Source organism: Streptomyces sp. NPDC048331 (assembly GCF_043201215.1).
GTDB lineage: Bacteria > Actinomycetota > Actinomycetes > Streptomycetales > Streptomycetaceae > Streptomyces.
On record NZ_JBICYT010000001.1, the window covers coordinates 265,957 to 282,353 of the forward strand.

15 protein-coding genes are annotated in these 16,397 nt (G+C 67.9%); 7 read left to right on the plus strand and 8 right to left on the minus strand.

Annotation, left to right across the window (positions count from 1 at the left end; genetic code table 11):
- Nucleotides 1–291 precede the first annotated feature (291 nt).
- The 4 genes from ACGFYY_RS01195 to ACGFYY_RS01210 all read left to right on the plus strand — a co-directional run bounded on the left by ACGFYY_RS01195 (nucleotide 292) and on the right by ACGFYY_RS01210 (nucleotide 4,535).
- Nucleotides 292–570 (plus strand): hypothetical protein, encoded by a 279-nt coding sequence (locus ACGFYY_RS01195; protein ID WP_393706503.1) that lies wholly within the window; start codon nucleotides 292–294, stop codon nucleotides 568–570.
- A gap of 212 nt (nucleotides 571–782) precedes the next feature.
- Nucleotides 783–1,220 (plus strand): hypothetical protein, encoded by a 438-nt coding sequence (locus ACGFYY_RS01200; RefSeq protein WP_393706504.1) that lies wholly within the window; start codon nucleotides 783–785, stop codon nucleotides 1,218–1,220.
- A gap of 30 nt (nucleotides 1,221–1,250) precedes the next feature.
- Nucleotides 1,251–3,521: a DUF6571 family protein gene (locus ACGFYY_RS01205; protein ID WP_393706505.1), complete on the plus strand. Its 2,271-nt coding sequence runs from the start codon at nucleotides 1,251–1,253 to the stop codon at nucleotides 3,519–3,521.
- A gap of 27 nt (nucleotides 3,522–3,548) precedes the next feature.
- Nucleotides 3,549–4,535, plus strand: a complete 987-nt coding sequence (locus tag ACGFYY_RS01210) for a hypothetical protein (RefSeq protein WP_393706506.1) — start codon at nucleotides 3,549–3,551, stop codon at nucleotides 4,533–4,535.
- Nucleotides 4,536–4,545: 10 nt separating this feature from the next.
- Here ACGFYY_RS01210 and ACGFYY_RS01215 read toward each other — a convergent pair whose 3' ends face one another.
- From ACGFYY_RS01215 to ligD, 7 genes are all read right to left on the minus strand, one after another.
- On the minus strand, nucleotides 4,546–5,448 hold the full coding sequence (locus tag ACGFYY_RS01215) for a DNA ligase (RefSeq protein WP_393706507.1): 903 nt from the start codon (nucleotides 5,446–5,448) through the stop codon (nucleotides 4,546–4,548).
- Nucleotides 5,449–5,547: 99 nt separating this feature from the next.
- Nucleotides 5,548–5,958, minus strand: a complete 411-nt coding sequence (locus ACGFYY_RS01220) for a hypothetical protein (protein WP_393706508.1) — start codon at nucleotides 5,956–5,958, stop codon at nucleotides 5,548–5,550.
- Nucleotides 5,955–8,036 (minus strand): hypothetical protein, encoded by a 2,082-nt coding sequence (locus tag ACGFYY_RS01225; protein ID WP_393706509.1) that lies wholly within the window; start codon nucleotides 8,034–8,036, stop codon nucleotides 5,955–5,957. Before ACGFYY_RS01225 ends, ACGFYY_RS01220 begins: the two co-directional genes overlap by 4 nt.
- Complete coding sequence (locus ACGFYY_RS01230) at nucleotides 8,033–9,103, minus strand: hypothetical protein (RefSeq protein WP_393706510.1); 1,071 nt, start codon at nucleotides 9,101–9,103, stop codon at nucleotides 8,033–8,035. Before ACGFYY_RS01230 ends, ACGFYY_RS01225 begins: the two co-directional genes overlap by 4 nt.
- Complete coding sequence (locus ACGFYY_RS01235; RefSeq protein WP_393706511.1) at nucleotides 9,084–9,932, minus strand: hypothetical protein; 849 nt, start codon at nucleotides 9,930–9,932, stop codon at nucleotides 9,084–9,086. Before ACGFYY_RS01235 ends, ACGFYY_RS01230 begins: the two co-directional genes overlap by 20 nt.
- A complete protein-coding gene (locus tag ACGFYY_RS01240; RefSeq protein WP_393706512.1) occupies nucleotides 9,916–11,376 on the minus strand; it encodes a tyrosine-type recombinase/integrase in 1,461 nt (486 codons plus the stop codon). Before ACGFYY_RS01240 ends, ACGFYY_RS01235 begins: the two co-directional genes overlap by 17 nt.
- 204 nt (nucleotides 11,377–11,580) lie before the next feature.
- Entirely contained in the window at nucleotides 11,581–12,507 is a 927-nt protein-coding gene (ligD, locus tag ACGFYY_RS01245) for a non-homologous end-joining DNA ligase (RefSeq protein WP_393706513.1), read from the minus strand.
- A gap of 31 nt (nucleotides 12,508–12,538) precedes the next feature.
- Between ligD and ACGFYY_RS01250 the strand changes: the two genes are divergently transcribed.
- Nucleotides 12,539–13,699 carry a Ku protein gene (locus ACGFYY_RS01250; RefSeq protein ID WP_393706514.1) on the plus strand — a complete coding sequence of 387 codons (1,161 nt, stop codon included), beginning with the start codon at nucleotides 12,539–12,541 and terminating at the stop codon, nucleotides 13,697–13,699.
- A 146-nt stretch (nucleotides 13,700–13,845) separates the two neighbouring features.
- Here the strand turns inward: ACGFYY_RS01250 and ACGFYY_RS01255 are convergent, their stop codons facing one another.
- A complete protein-coding gene (locus tag ACGFYY_RS01255; protein WP_393706515.1) occupies nucleotides 13,846–14,655 on the minus strand; it encodes a nuclease-related domain-containing protein in 810 nt (269 codons plus the stop codon).
- Nucleotides 14,656–14,841: 186 nt separating this feature from the next.
- Between ACGFYY_RS01255 and ACGFYY_RS01260 the strand changes: the two genes are divergently transcribed.
- Nucleotides 14,842–15,540: a hypothetical protein gene (locus ACGFYY_RS01260; protein WP_393706516.1), complete on the plus strand. Its 699-nt coding sequence runs from the start codon at nucleotides 14,842–14,844 to the stop codon at nucleotides 15,538–15,540.
- A gap of 107 nt (nucleotides 15,541–15,647) precedes the next feature.
- Nucleotides 15,648–16,397, plus strand: coding sequence for a hypothetical protein (locus tag ACGFYY_RS01265; protein ID WP_393706517.1), 750 nt, complete (start codon nucleotides 15,648–15,650; stop codon nucleotides 16,395–16,397).

The window sequence follows — 16,397 nt, forward strand, 5'->3', positions numbered from 1 at the left end:
GGCGCAGAGTCACGCACAGTAGGCGCTTGCGTTCTGTGTGTCCTGTTGCACCGGTATTGGCCCCCTATCGCCGTCACAGTCACCGCAAGGCCAGGTTGACCTCTGCAAGGTCACGCCAGCGCGTCCGCGCGGTGTGATGAACTGCCTTCCCTTCATCGTTGATCAAGAGGGGGAGACATGGCCACCGACGCTCCGGCCGCACAAACGCCCGATCCTGCACCTGCCACACAGACTCATGTCGAACAGGAGCGACGGGCAGCAGGCCGCATCGAGGCGTGGTCTATCGCGTGGATGCTCCTGGCCCTGGCGATCTGGGGTTGGTTCGCCTTCCTCATGCTCGCCGACTACGGCCCCGAGTACGGGGACCGAGCCCTCTGCCGAGGCCCGCTGGTCGACCCGTCGTCCAAGGAGAGCCTGTGCCGTGACTCGCTGCGCCAGTGGCCCGCGCTGCTGGGCATCCTGGCGCTGGCGGTCATTGCAACCGTCATTACTGCGGCGACAACGGTGTACGCCAAAGTCCTCTCCCGCCTGGCACACCGCGACGTACCCGGCATGCGGCCACAGGACTGACTCTCTGGCAGAGCGCCTGTACGGCCGCAAACCGGTCCGAGGCGGATTACTCACGCCCGGATTCCCCGCATGCTCAAGTTCACGGACTCGGAGTGCAACACCGACAGGCTCTGCGGCCGCCAAGGCGATCGGCCGCTGGGCCCTGCGGACTTGGCAGGCGTGCAGTTGCCATGCCTAAGATCACGAGAGGTCCATGGGGGAGGGTGTACAGCATGGGAGATTTCGATCGGAAGTGGCTCCTGTCGCATCCTGGTGCGGGTGATGCTCAGGTGGACATGCGACTGAACGGTACGGGTGCTCCCGCAGGGCCGCTCGCGCCTGGGGGGTCGGGGACGTTCGGGTCCACGCCGGCGGAGAAGACGGCGGCGGCAAACACCATCGAGACCGAGCTCGAGCCGAACACGAAGACGGCGACGGATCACGCGGATGAGGCGACCAACACCGCGGTCAAGGGATTCGACGGGTGGGACACCGCAGCAGGCATGAAGAAGCTCGCGGAAACCTGGGACAAGCAGGTCAAGGTCCTGATGGGCCGACTCGGTTCGGAGAAGAGTGCCCTGCGGGGTGCATCAGGTCTGTTCGTTCGCAATGACATCGGGCTGGGTGACCAGTTCCACCCGATCGGCCAGTCGAAGCTCAACGGCATGTAGGGGTGGCAGATGCTCACGTATTACGAAGTGATGACCACGGATCTGGGTCTGCTGACGACGGCGGCCGACAAGTGGGACTCCATGGCCGGTGAGCTGAAGAAGGTCGAAGACCGGTACGGCGACAGCGTCCAGAAGATCACTATGGGGCAGAGCTGGACCGGCGTCAGTGTCGGGGTGGCTCACACGAGCTTCGCCGCCACCCGGTATGAGTACTCTGCGGCGCAGATCCAGGCCAAGGCCATCGCAGGGCTGCTGCGAGACGCCCACGGCCAGTTCACCGATCTGAAGAAGAGGCTTGAGACCGGACGGGACAAGGCGATAGCTGCTGGCATGGTCGTCTCCGAACAGGGGAACGTCGCCTTCGACTACGCCAAGCTCACATCGTCCGAGCGAAGCGCCTACCAGCACGACCCGGACGGTAAGGCCGAGGTCCAGAAGGCCGTCACGAAGTGGCAGCAGCATCTCGACGACTGCGTGAAGGCCGTGTCGGAAGCCGACCAAGGCGTCAAGATCGCACTCGATGCGGTAGGTGTCGACAGCAACAAGGATGCCTTCGGCAAGGGCAACGACGAGACATACAACGGCTTCAACGCCGGTGCGCAGAACGACATCGAGGTCTACGAGGCCCGAAACGCCGAGGACATCGCCACCCGCATCAACAGCGGCGGAAACGTTTCGGCTGCCGACTACGCGGAACTCGACCGTTCCTTCCGTGACAACACGGGCAACAAGGCATTCAGTCAGACCTTCTTGTCAGGTCTCGGTCCGGGCGGCACGATCACGCTGACGGACAAGCTCAATGATCGGGCCCTTCACTCGGACAAGAAAAACAGCGACCGGTACCAGAACCTCCAGAAGGGCCTGGCCAACACGGTGGCGGGTGCCACCGAGGTCCCGGGGAAGGTCTCCGACGCCCCGCCCGGGTCCAAGAAGTTCAAGGAGTGGCTGGCCAGTCCTGATGGGAAGTTCTACCGGGAGTTCACCGACGGGCTGGACAAGGCTGGTGTCAAATCGACCGGCGACAAGGCCAATCCGCTCTACGGCTACCAGTCGTTCATCAGCATGATGCAGCACGCCGACACCAAGTTCGACGACCAGTTCCTGTACGACCTCGGCGACGACCTCATATCGGCCGAGAAGAAGCAACCCGGGCTCTTCACCAAGTGGGGAGCCGGTCACGACGGCATCGAAACGGACGCCATCGACGGGCTGCTCGACGTCATGAGCAAGAACCCTGACGCTGCGACGGCCTTCTTCGACGCCAAGGGCAACGGTCCAGACGGTGACAAGGTCACCAACGACCACCTGCATTACCTGGCCGGCAGCGGCGACGGAACCCGCGACTGGCCCACCAATACGGTCCTCGGCTATCACAACACGGACCTGGTCGACCCGACCAGCCACATGGGGCTCGGCGCGGCCCTGGAGGCTGCGACCACCGGGCACACGCCCCTCGGCCCCAAGCAGGACCCCTGGCCCGTGACCCCGCACACCGATGCCCAGGCACGCGTCATGCACGACGTCATCGGCGAGCTCGGCCCCTCCCAGAAGATCCACGAAAACCTGCGCGAACCGCTTGCGCGCTCTCTGGCCTCTTACACCGAGGACACCCACCAGATCCTGGGAGGCATGGGCAGCAGCCAGTACGTGACCTCCGCGACGGGCGATGGCTTCTTCCGGGAGGGCGACAAGACCCACATGGCGGTCACCCAGAAGGACCTGGCCCAGTTCATGCGGGGCCTCTCCGACGACCCGGAGGCGTACGCCACCCTGCACAAGGCAGAGTCCCGCTACATCAGCCTGGAGATGGAGAAGATCCCGCAGGGCGCCACCGGCTTCGCCCAAAGCAATCCGCTGAGCAACGCCGGCGCCGTCCTCGGGGCGTACAGCGCCATCAGGGAAGATGTCCTTAACGACGACCGCATGGCCGCCTACAGCGAGGCCGACTGGAAGTCGAAGATGGCCTATCACGTCATCGGTGGCGCAGTGACGCCGATGTATTTCACGACAGCAGGAGGCATGTCCATCGCCATTGGCGATTCGATCCAGCGCGGCGTGGACACCTGGGCCTGGGTCATGGGCAACAACTTGAAGGGAGAGGCGGACGTCACGGCGAACGCGGGCATCGCCGACGTCTACCTGACGGCCACCAACCAGATGGGTCTGATGGTCGATTCCTGGGCTGACGGACGGCCGGACATCGACGTGAACGCCAGGGCCGGTTTGAAGGACGAGATCCTCGACGGTCACGACCGGGGAAGCAACACCACCCACAAGTACCTGACCGACACCACCAACTGACGCGACCCCCATACAGGAGAGGCAGCCATGCCGCAGGAGACCCCCGGCCGCACGACACGAGTCAAGGCATTCATCGTGCTCGGGCTATGTCTGGCTCTGCTGGGTGGCGTCGGCGCATGGCTGCTGCTCGGCAGGGAGACGTCTGAACCGTGCAATGGTCTGGCAGGGGACGAGCGCGTGCAGAAGTCTGTGGGCGCGGCGGTCCGCCCTGGCATGAGCTGCACAGCTCTTGCCGAAGCCATCGTGGGGGCGTCGGCCGGGGACGCATCCGGCCGGCACACCCAGGCTCAGGCCCAGGCGCTGAAGGACGTGCTCATCGCCCTCGGATCCGGAAACCCGGCGGAACTCAACCTGGATCCCGCACTGCGTGTCCCGCTGGCCAGTGCCCTGGCCGACTACGCGCCCGATCTGCACGCGATGCTCGGCGGTATCGGTATCACCGACTTCCTGGCCAAGGCCGCACCTCAGGCTCCGCCGTGGCAGTCCGAGGACACTTACCACCTCACCGTCCTCGCTGACACTCTCAGGGGCGTCGTCCGCGCTGTCGCGCAGGACCCCAAGGCATACGCATTGCTTCGTATGGCGGAAACCCGGACCACGGCGCAGAGGCTCTCGGCGGTCCCCGCCGACGCCACGGACTTCAGCCTCAGCGTTCCCCCGACGGAAAGCGCGCGAGCACTCGGCATCCTCGACGGCATCGCTGACGCGGTCACCCACGGCAAGGACAAGGGACAGGCACGGGCATGGCGCACGGCTGTCCTCGACACCCTGCTGGACGGACAGACCTCCCCCCACAGCGATCAGGATGCCCAGGCCGCCCATCTCACCACAGCATGGTTCCAAAACCTGAGGAAAGCCTCCGAGGGGGAGCGCTTCGACCGGCTGCGTGCACAGGGTGTTGACATGGCCCGTACCTGGTCTCAGGACCGGAAGATGGATGAACAGACCCAGCAGGGACTGCTCGCCAAGGTCGAACGCAGCGCACTCACCGCGTACCGCGAGATCAAGCCCTGAACGCGGTACCTCATCCCTCAAACCGGACGCGCACGAATTTCGCTGTCTCGTGGCGGCCTGCCGTCTCGCGCACCTCAACCAGAACTGGCTCGATCAGTAGGGTCACGGGCCCGTGGTCGGGATGTTCGGTCCTCTCTCCGAGGCGGCCGCGTACCGATTCGCCGACCTGTCGTGCCTGGGTTCCCGTCAGGCGGGGCGAGGTCTTCACGGTTCGGCCGTCGGGAAGCTCCACGAGGAGGGCGTGCGGTCTCTGTTCCGGACCGAATACGCCGAGGAGTCTGCCGTCTCGGGTGTCGGAGTGCCTGATCTTCCTCCAGGCCCATGTTTCCCCCGGCTGATATGTCGAATTGAGCGACTTCGCCACGATTCCTTCGACGCCCACAGCCCTCATCTCGCGAAACCAGAGGTACGCGATCCCCTCGTCCAGCGTGGCCAGCACACGCTGAAGAGGCGGCTCGGCATCGCCCAAAGCCGCACCGAGGAGCTCCCACCGCTCCCACAGAGGAAGGCCCCTGACATCAGTTCCTGGGATGGCGAGGATGTCGAAGGCGATGTAGTAGACGGGAATTCCTGACCGCTCGCGATCGGCGGGCGATCGAAGAAGATCAGTGAAGTTCAGCCGCCCGTCGCGGTAGGCGCAGAGCTCGCCGTCCAGGACGATTCCGGGCGGTAAATTGCCGCGCAGATATTCGGTGACCTGTGGGAACTCTCTGGTGAGGTCCCTCCCGGAACGTGACTGCAAGAACACTCTCCCACCGTCCAGGATGAAGGCGAGTGCGCGAAACCCATCCAACTTGAGGGAGTACTGAAACCCCCCGTGCATGCTGTCCTGCTCGGGGATCTCATCGGCCGGACGCGGACGCATGACATCGAGGGGCGGTCGAAGGACCACCTTCGGCGAACTCTCATCCATGCCGCCAGGGTCTGTCTGCCCGGTCTTCGGAACAGAGTGGGGCTCGCTGGTCCGGCCGGCCTGTCACCGGAATAGCCTCACCCCGCGCGGGCCCGCGGTTCATTCACGGATGGCGCTCGTCCGGTCGAGTGGGATGACGACGGCCGATCGTTTGGCCAGCTGTTCACGGAACGCCGCGTTCTCGGCCAGCAGCACCGCGATGACCGTGGCAGCGGCGTCGACCTGGTCCTGGAGCTGCCGGCATTCCTGTCGGCTCTTTCGGAGATTGCCGCGCACCTCGCTGAGCTCCTCACGGCGCTGGCGATCCAGGGCGGTAGCCGGACTCTCGTCGACCCGGCTGTCCCATTCGGCGAGGACCGAGGTCGCGCGGTTCATGGTGGCTCGGCTGACGCCGGCCTCGCGCCAGAGGTTGTTCTTGGTGAGTGCGCCGTCGGTTCGGCTCGGCTTGCCCGACAGCAGCCGTTCCATGGCTTCGCAGAGCGCCTGCTCGGCCCGGGGTGACACGGTCACTGGTCCGCCCTCTTGATCACGAGCTCGACATCCTGCAGTTGCGCGTCGAGCAGGGCCCTCCGGTTCTTGGGGATCTTGGGTGTGTCCAGCAGCTTGAGCAAGGAAGAGCGTTCGGCCTGCCAGATGGGCAGGTGCTCTGGGCCAAGGACGCTGTTGGCGCATCGGGACGGCTGGCAGCGGTCGAGGAGCGGGCCTTGGTGGCCCTGGGGGACGATGGCATCTTCCAGGCATTTCGCGCCGACGGGGTTGGCGTCGTTCATAGTGCAATGGTTCAGCTTGCCGAAACGGATGGAGATCCGGGTGCGTCGCAGGAGGTCGAATTCGACGCGAATGTCGCCGCGCTGAGCCTTGCCGGTGCTGCGGAGAGTTTCGGCCTGCTGCCGGACGGCGGCGAAAGCGTCGCGCATTTGCTCGGCTCCGGGTCCGAAACCGATGTTCTCGCCACGGCTGTCAGCGGTGTAGAGGTCCTTGAGCCGCTGGAACCGGCGCTCTTGGATGGCGGTGTCCAGGTGGCGGGCCCAGGATGGATCGTGATCCATGTAGCCCTGCGTGGTCCGGTTGGCCAGGGCGCGGGTGGCGGCGTGCTTGAGCTGCATGCCGACCGCGATCTCGGATCCGGGGAAGTCTTTGGTGAGCATGGCCATTGTCCGGCGAAACATGTGGGGAGTGACGTTCTGCTGCGGGATCTCGTCGAGGCCGGTGATGTGACGGGAGCGATTGACATGGGCGATGAAGTCGGCAACTGCGTGCCCGCTGACGAATCCCTCGCCGGTGGATCGCGGACTCGCGGACGCGAAGGCCAATTCGTTGTGTTGAGACAGCTGGGAGGCGACGTCGATGGCCTCGGCGACCGGAGCAATGATCCACCAGTGCTTCGTGGGCAGGTCCGGGTCCAGTTTCCGTTTGGTCGATTTCACCGCCGGGGTGCCGTAGTGCTCCACGACTCCGCCCTTGACGATCTCTCGGATCTCGCAGTCCCGCATCATCGACAGCGCGGCGACGAAGACGTAGCAGGCATTGCGCAGGGCGACGCACTCCAGCCACAGATCGCGTGGCTGTAGCGAGTCATGCCAGGGGCCGCAGCTTCCATCGGGCCGTGACACCTGGATGAGGTCGGCCACCAGCCCGACCTGCGAGCGGCCCGCCGCGACGAGCTGTTCGACCATCGCCCGGCGTTCGCGGCCGGGCCGGGACGCGGTTTCGAAGAGGCGGCCACGCCTTGGCTCGGCTCCGATCATCCAGCACAGCAGCGACCAGTTGACAGACCTCTCCGTAGCCCCGGCCGTGCCCAAGGGAACCAGGTGATCGGGGTCCGCCACCCAGGCCCTGAAGAGAGGGTCTGCCTCGGCTGTGCTGATCTTTTGGGTCCGTGCCTGAATGTCCTGCCAGTGGGATTGGGTGCGCAAGATGTCCGGGGCGAACACGCTGATGTACGTCCACGCGGCGCGGACGAGGGGGAACCACGTCTCCGGAGCGATCACTGGGGTCTTGAGAGCCGGCACGACGGGCTGGTTGAGGACCGCGTTGGTGGAAACGCCGGGCCAAGGGTCTCGCTTCAGACCTCCAGACGCGAGAGCCTGACGGAACCGGTAGAGGGCCTTGATCAGATGGACGTGCCCGAGGGCGCTGGTCGCCTCGCCGGTCTCGCATCGCTGCGTGACGTAGTCCTGGAAATCGTCGTCGCTCCAGTCGTCGAGCCTTGGGGGCAGCCCTTGGGAGGCGCCGAAGGCGGCCATGGCTCGCAGATGCCCGATCCGCTGGGCGACGGTGACCGGCGACAAAGGTGCAGCCGGCAGGTGAAGGCCCCGCGCGAGAACGGCCGGATGGCGCGGGTTGAACCAGACCATGGCCAGTTCGCGGGCCGTCAGATTCCACTCCGGGTTGAGGTCGCGAAACCAAACGCGCATGCCCGCGGCCTGCATGTTCGGAGCTCGCCGGACCACCCCGTTGAGGTCCCAGCACTCCTTGGAGTCGAACCGTGGGGGTTTCGCCCCTTCCAGCATGGGGTGGGACTGGATCACAGGTTCGTCTTCACGGAAGATTGACTGGCCCTGGGAAAGCGAGAGGTGCCTGTTCACGCGTCGAACTCCACATGTGCGGCGAGGGGAAGCGGCAGCGTCAGCCCTTGGTCAACGATCTGCTGATGGGCGAGTGCGATCTCTGCGTCGGTGCGGGCCTTGATCGCCTCGGTGACGTTGACACGGCTCTGTCCCCAGAGCGCGTGGAAGTGCCGGGGTGACAGCCGCAGCTGAAGCTGGTCCAGATGGGCCGAGAACAACTGCAGCTGGGGCAGGTTGGACGGCAGCACGAACGCGTTGCGGCATTCCAGACAGCGTGTGGGTGCGACAGGGCAGAGCTGGCCGGGCCGTCCGTACGGTGAGTCGAGAGGGTCTCGGCAGCTGGAGACGCCCATGTCCAGCTGGCCGGCCCGCAACTGCTCCACGTCGTCGGGGCTGAGGCCCAGGGTGACGGCTGTTCCCGGCTCGTGCAGCGACGCTTCTGCTTCCTCGGTGAGTACAAGGGGCCCGTCCAGCGTCTGGGTGAACCAGCGTTGTTGAGCGGCGGTGATGACGTTTCCCGCGATGACCCGCAGCGTGGTGCCGTGGGCGTAGTGGCTGCGGAAGGTCTCCACCGAGTGGTCGTCGGCGATGTCGCTGACCCGACCCTTGAAGGCGATCGCCTTCTCGACTTTGCCGGACTTGCGGAGCCGCCGGATATCCACTGCGCCATCAACGGAAAGGTCGTGGACCTTCATCCAGTCCCGGAACGTGCCGCCGACCACTCTGTCCATCCGCGAGATCGACAGTGAGGAGGAGGGCAACGACGCTCGGAGGAAGAGCGGAACCGGTGAGATACCGGCTCGCTCGGCTAGCGGCCTGTTCATGTCCAGGAGTCGTCGAACGATCTCCGACGCGTCCAGCCTCGGCTTGCTCGGATGGAGGATGGGCGTGGTATCCACGGGCGGCGTGCTGAACGCCTGCCGTGTGTGGGAGTGAGCCCGCCACTTGCTGAAGTCGATGAGCACGCCGTGTGGGCCGAACTCGATGTCATCCTCCGTCAGCAGCGTGACCTCCTCCGGGGCCCGACCAGTGATCGCCATCAGCAGGACTCGGTACGGCTGAAGATCAAGGTTGCTCAGGAACAACTCGCGGACGAGAAATCTCAGCAAGGCCCTCTTGGCGCCAGCCGGGGCGATCCCCCTGCGGCAGCAAGCCGCGCAGTGAATCCGGCATGTTGGACCAGACCGGCAGGTGCTGACTGATCTCACCGCAGGTCCAGGCATCGTTGGCCAGAGCCCAGAGCAGGTTGGCCGGTTCGCTCCATCCTCCCTTCGCTGGGTCTGTGCCGCTGGCGACGAGTTCCCAGCCGCGTCGAATCCTTGCCGCGATGGCGAGGTGGTCGGCCCATGCCCTCTGCACGAGTCTTTTCTTGTCACTTCGGGTGAACTCGTCGAGTTCCTGTGACTGCCCGCGGCGCAGGCCGAGCGAGCCGTCCACCCAGCCGTGCAGGTGACCTGCGACGGGACGTTCGTGATGCTCGATCCGGCGGCCGATCAGAATGCGCAGTTTCCCCGCGAGCCAGGCCGGCGTCCTCGATCCGGCCTTGTGCTCGGTGGGCAGCACGCGGATCCACTCGGTGACCGCGTGGTGCAGATCCGGCTCGGCGCGGGCCAGCGACGCCTGGCGAGGACGGGGAACGGTGGCGTCAACGTGCTCGCAGAATGCCCTGATGGCCCGGCGGTACTGCCGATTCGTGCCGGCGTGCAGACCAGCTGCTGCGGCCAGCTCCACCCACTCGTCGGCGAGCTCCGCGGCCAGCGTCTCGCACTCGAAGGCGGTCGGATCCAGTGCGACGGGGGCCATCTCCCCATTGCCGTCGAGGGCGACGACCTCTCGGACGCCGACCCGACGTTGTGCGGGAAGCCGGGAGCTGGAGGTGGGGAAGTTGCCCGTGTGTTCACCTCTGCGCGGCATGGACATGCTCCTCAAGACTCAGCAGATGACGGGCGACCGTGATGTACGAGGCCCCGCCGGACGCAGTCCACTCGCGGAAGGCATCGTCGACCTCCCGCATGGGGTCCTTCAGGTAGCGGATGTAGCGATAGGTCGTGGATGGCTGGGCATGGCCGAGTCGGCGTTGAACGACCAGCAGAGGGTTGCCGGTCATGTGGTCCAGCAAGGTCGACATCGGCAGGCCCTGGTTCTGGGCGTCGTTCAACCCCTCGCGCGTAAGGAAGATCAGAAGACGCAGAGCGAACGTATGCCGTAGGTCGTGGTAGACCCAGCAGCGGCGCGGCAACTGCGGAACCGCGACCTGAGCTGCCCACCGCTCCATCCGTTCCCAGGCCCGCCAGCGGATCCGGTCCCAGCCCGAGAAGGTGAGCATCCGCCCGCCCTGCCCGATGAACAGAGCCAGCGGATCCAGGCCGTCGCCGGTCTCCATCACCGTGATGCGGCGGAGATCGGGTTTCATGTCCTTGATCACCCGTGTCACCGTTCGGCCGTCGAGAACCCCGCGGACCTTCGAGGCGTCTGCTTCGAACCGCTGGACCACAAAGAGATCCCGGTGTCGCCGACGCAGGCTGGACTGGGATTTAGCGACGATCTCCGGGCGCTCGATGTGCAGGTAGGGGTCAAGTAGCTCCATGGCGTCCATGGGGACGTAGACGGAGCGCGGCCGTCCGTACTTCGCGCAGGCGGCAAGGGCGACATCGGTGGTCCGCGGCCGCAGGCCGGTTTCCAGCCCGAGCTCCGGCAGCAGCAGGGTGGCCCACTCCTGGATGCGCATGCCGGTCATGAGCGCGAGCTCGCATGCCGCCCGATTGCGGTGCGGTCGCCATCCACGGAATGTCTCGTCCAGTTGCGCGTCCGGTGCCAGCCCGCCGAAACCCACGTCCCGGCAGTAGAGGTACTGCTCCAGCTCCATGTGTCGAACCCGCAGGTCACGGCTGGTCCCGCTGCGCAGTGCTGCTCTCCGTCCCGTCGCCCGCCAGGGGCGGACCTCGACAAAGCCGTCCTGGAGCAGGAAGTCGTAGAGCCCGCTGATGGCCGCCGAATCACGGTCCCAGGTCGCCTCCCCGACGGTCTCCTCCGCATCCTCTCGCCGCCACTGCCGGAACTCCTGGATGTCCGACTCGGTAGCCGTGCGCAGATCCAAACCTCGCGCCGCCAGGAAGTTCAGCAGCATCAGGACGGTGTACGCGTACGACCGCATCGTCTTTGCGTCCAGGCCGCTCAAGGAGATCTTCCGGAACCACGTCGAGACCGGTTCCACCGGGCGCATCGCCTTGTCGAGCAGGATCGGTGTACCTGCGGGTATGCGACGTCGCTCGAAGAGATCCGTGAGCTGGGCGTGATCCAGGCCGGCAACTTCACCGACCTTCCAGACCTTCCGCTTGTTGGTGAAGAACAGCTGCACAGAATCCTCCGAGGGACGCTGCCGTCGTTCCGAAGAACCGGACAGTCACCCCAACGGACGATCACGCGAACGGCTACGGGAAGGCTGGGAGAGTCACCCGGATGAGACACTCCAAAGTGTCTGGAGAACCGTCGAACTTCGGCTCGTACGCCAGTCCCGCCCCGCGCGGCAGGGTACGTACGGGGGCGGCCAGCGCGACGCGGATCACGGCCGGGTCCCGGTCCGGGACCTCGGCGCCGTCCCGGTCCCGGGGAGCGGGCGGGCCCGCTCGGGGTCGGTCACGGAGCCGAACAGGTCCCCCTCACGGGCGAGCCTCGGGGCGATGTCGTCGGCGAGGAAGACGAGGCCGGCGGCGGTCCGGCAGGCCTCGACCTCCGCCCAGGACACGGGCGCGGACACGGTCGGCCGGGCCCGCGCGCGCAGGGTGTAGGGGGCGGCGGTGGTCTTGGCGGCGGCGTTCTGGCTGTGGTCGACGAAGACCTTGCCGGGGCGCAGGGCCTTGGCCATGCGGTGCACGACGAGTTCGGGGAGCTCGCGCTCGGCCTCCTGGGCGAGCCGCTTCGCGTACGCGGACACCCGCTCGGACGGGGTCGGCTCCAGCGGCACGGCCAGGTGCATGCCCTTGGAACCGGAGGTCTTGGCGTAGGCGTGCAGGCCGTCGGCGGCGAGCCGGTCACGCAGCCAGAGCGCGGCGGCGCAGCACTCGACGACGGTCGCGGGCGGGCCGGGGTCGAGGTCGAGGACCATCCGGTCGGCGAGGGCGGGGTGGCCGGCGGGCCATTGGGGGGTGTGGAACTCCACGACCAGGTTGGCGGACCACATGAGGGTGGCCAGGTCGGCGACGACCACCTGGGCGGCGGAGAGGTCCTCCGAGCGCGGCACGGGGGTGGTCCTCACCCAGTCGGGCGTGCCGGGCGGCGGGTTCTTGGTGAAGAAGAGCTGGCCGTCCGGACCGTCGGGGTAGCGAAGGAAGGACACCGGTCGGTCGTGGATGTGGGCGAGCAGCGGGCCCGCGACGGTGGCGTAGTAGTGCAACACCTCGCCCTTGGTGAAGCCGGTCTCCGGGTAGAGGACCTTGTCGAGATTGCTGAGCGCGATGCGACGGCCCTCCACCAATGTGATCGGCGTCATACGATGAGACTGCCACGAAACAGGAGGAACCGTGCGATCCATTTGGAACGGGGCGATCTCCTTCGGCCTGGTCAGCATCCCGATCAAGCTCGTGAACGCCACCGAGAGCCACTCGATCTCCTTCCGCCAGATCCACGTCAACGACGGCGGGCGCGTCCGGTACCGCAAGGTGTGCGAGCTGGACGGGGAGGAGGTGCCGAGCGCCGAGATCGGCAAGGGGTACGAGGAGGCCGACGGGTCGATCGTGCCGATCACGGACGAGGACCTGGCGCAGCTGCCGCTGGCGACCGCGAAGACGATCGAGATCATGTCGTTCGTGCCGGCGGAGGAGATCGATCCGCTGCAGATGGACGCGGCGTACTACCTCGCGGCGAACGGGGCGACGGCGGCGAAGCCGTACACGTTGCTCCGGGAGGCGCTCAAGCGGAGCCGGAAGGTCGCGATCGCCAAGTACGCGCTGCGGGGGCGGGAGCGGCTGGGCATGCTGCGGGTCGTGGACGACGTGATCGCGATGCACGGACTGTTGTGGCCGGACGAGATCCGGGCGCCGGAGGGCGTGGCGCCGGAGGCCGACGTGACGGTCCGGGACGCCGAACTCGACCTGGCGGACGCGCTGATGGCGACGCTGGGGGACGTGGAGATGGCCTCGCTGCACGACGACTACCGGGACGCCGTGGAGGCGCTGATCGTCGCGAAGTCGGGCGGGGCTTTCGAGCCGACGGAGGCCGTGGTGGAGCCGGCCGGCGGGCAGGTGATCGACCTGATGGCGGCGCTGGAGAAGAGTGTGCGGGCCGCGAAGGCTTCCCGGGGGGAGGCGGGGGCGGCCGAGGGTGGCGCGGCCGAGGCGGAGGCCGAGGTCACGCCGATCCGACGGAAGGCCGGTGCGGGTACGGGTACGGGTTCGCGTACGGGTTCGCGCTCGGGCACGGGCGCCGCCGCGCCGAAGGCGGTCGGTGGGAAGAAGTCGACGGCGGCTACGGCCAAGAAGACGGCGGCTACGGCCGCGACGAAGAAGAAGACGACGGCGGGTGGCAAGTCGGCCGCGAGCAAGTCGACTTCGGGTGCGGGCGCGGGCACCGCGGGCGCGAACAAGAGCACGGCGAAGAGTACGGCCAAGACCGCGGCGGCGAAGAAGACCGGTGCGGCGGCCGCGAAGAAGACCGCGACACCGCGGAAGCGGACCTCCGCCTGAACGGGGGTGGTGCCGGGGTCGGGCCGCACGGGCGGGGCGGGCCTGCGGCGCTCTCCCCCACCCGCCCCCTCCCGCAACCGGGGCACCGCCCCGGACCCCGCGCCTCGAACGCCGGCGAGGCTGACGTACGGGGCGGAGGGGCCCGGTCAGACGGGTCTCGGGCCCAGCCAGGTGGTGGTGTCGCGGGCCTGGGCGAAGAGGGCTTCGATCTCCGGGGGTTTCAGGGTCGTCGGGGATGCCGTGAGGGTCGGGGTCGCCGTCGGGGGTTGGAGGACGCGGATGTCGCGGACCGTGGGGGCCGTCTCGACGCGCGAGGCGTCGACCACCGCCAGCGCCGGGGTGACCTTGGTGGCCAGGGCCGCCGAGGCGAAGGCCGCCGCGCGGCGGATCCAGCGGGGGTCCGGGCGGGGTTCCGTACGGCCCACCGTGAGCAGGAGGTCGCCGACCACCGCGCGCTGACGGCGGCCCGGGACCGTACGCACGCAGAAGATCCCCGCCGGGCCGATGAGCAGATGGTCGATGCGGCCCAACCCCGGGAGCGGGACGCAGTGCAGGGTCCGCCACCCTTCCGCCTCCAGGGCGTCCACCGAATCACCCATCCTCTGCTGCGCGGTCAGGTCCTGGCGGAGTCGGTGTCGGGCCCTGGTACCCGCCGGACCGTGTTCCAGTTCGCCCGACAAGGTCTCGCCGGGCCGGTTGGGGGCCAGGTCCGCGTCCGGCAGCAGGGCGAGCCGTCGCAGGTCGGAGGCCGTGGGAACCGGGGGCGGGCCGATCGAGACCGTCCCGCTCAGGTAGGGGCGGAGCGCCGCCAGGATCGCCTCGCGGTGATCGTCCGCCAGGACGCTGATCCGGTTGGCCTGCCGGTCGTACCAGCCGACCGCCTGCCCGTCGGGCAGGTTGACGTACAGCCGGCCGCGGCCGGGCCGGCCGCTCGGCAGTACCTTGAGTCCGCGCATCGCCCTCACCCCCGCCGTCCATGGGAGCAGCCGGGGCGCCGCAGGGCAATCCCTCGGATGTGTAACGACTCCGACGGAACGTTGCGACTCCGCTGTTACATGAACGGGGCGCCGCCGCAACGGCCGAGCCCTAGGTTTGACCCACCTGGATGGCCCAGACCCTGACCGGCACCGAAGGATTTCCCCGTGAGCACCGTCAGCCGCCGCACTCTCGTTCGCGCCGCCGCCGTGACCGCATGCGCCGGAAGCCTGCTGGCGCTGCCCACCGCCGCCGCCCTGGCCGACGGGGTGCCCGCGGCCTCGTCCGCGCACTCCGCGGCCCCGCGGTCGTTCCTCGTCAAGAGCCTCGCGCTCGCGGACGGGGTCTCCACGGCGAAGGTCTACCGCACGGCCGACGGGGCCTTCCGGGCCGAGATCCTGGCGGCCGACGGTTCCAGGGCGGCCACCCTGACGAGCCGTGACGGGGTCACCGCCTTCGGCGGATCCGGGGACCTGCACGCGGCACTGGACTCCTCCGGGCGGCTGAGCTCCTGGATGGGGGACGTCCCGGCCCGGGGCGTCGACCACACGGTGGCGGGCGACGGGCACAAGACCGGGACCCGGAGCGAGGCCCGGAGCGAGGCCCGCTCCGAAGCCCGCGGCGACGCGCTCGGCGCACACGGCGGGCAGGTCGTCCCGGCCTCCGGTCCGCGGAAGGCGACCACCGGGGACACCGGGGACACCCACGTCGTGGCCGAGGGCTCCGGTGGTGGGCGGCGGCTGAGTACGCTGGCGGACGGTCCGGGTGACGGCGCGCTGCTGCTCGCCGCCGCGGGCGGCATCGCGGCGGTCGGTGCGGCCGGGCTGGGATTCGCGATGCTGCGCCGGGGACGCACGGACAGCTGAGACCTCAGGGTAAAAACGGATGTTCCACCGCATATGGTTGACGTGATCGACCGTCGGCGTAGCGCGGGCAGAAGGGCACGGGAGCTGTGAACAGGTTGCGCTTGCGTGTGCCCGCGCGCACGTTGCTCCCCCTCCTCGCGCTGGTTCCGCTGCTGTCGGGCTGCGGGGACACCGGCGGGCTGGTGAGCGCCGGTTCCACACCGACCGCGAGCGGTCCCGTACATCTGTGGCCCGACCGCCGCGGCGCGTCCGTACCGCCCGCCGATCCCGGTGGCGCCCCGCCCGAGTACGTCAAGGGGATCCCGCCGGTCCGCGACCAGGACGTGCACGCCGTCGACCCGGTGGCCCTCGTCCAGGCCGAGCTGACCGCCCATCCGAACACCGAGGTCGGTGCGGACGGCATGCCGCCCCGGACGGTGGCCGCGATCCGGGAGTGCGCGAAGGGCTCGGACAAGGACGAGGAGGATCCGGAGGCGTGCCCGGTGCTCAAGCCGTACTACCGGGACCTCACGGACAACGGGAAGGACGAGCTGATCGTCGGCATCGAGTTCCCGGACAAGATGATGTCCGTACGGGTCTACACGGCCGACCCGGACGGACGGCTCAACCGGATCATGGCGACCACGGAGACCGTCATCACGGTGGAACTGGCCGGTGGTGACGTGGTCCTGCGGGTCCCCAGTGGCAATCACGGCTACGAGCTGATCACCGCCTGGTCCTGGGACGAGAAGCAGCGCACCATGCTGCCCACGCGCGAGCAGATCGTACGGGTGCCGGGGCCGGGCAATCCTCAGGCCCAGCCCCCGGGTCAGGCCCCGGGCAGCCGGGAGCCCGCGTCCGCGCCGGGCCGGCCGTGA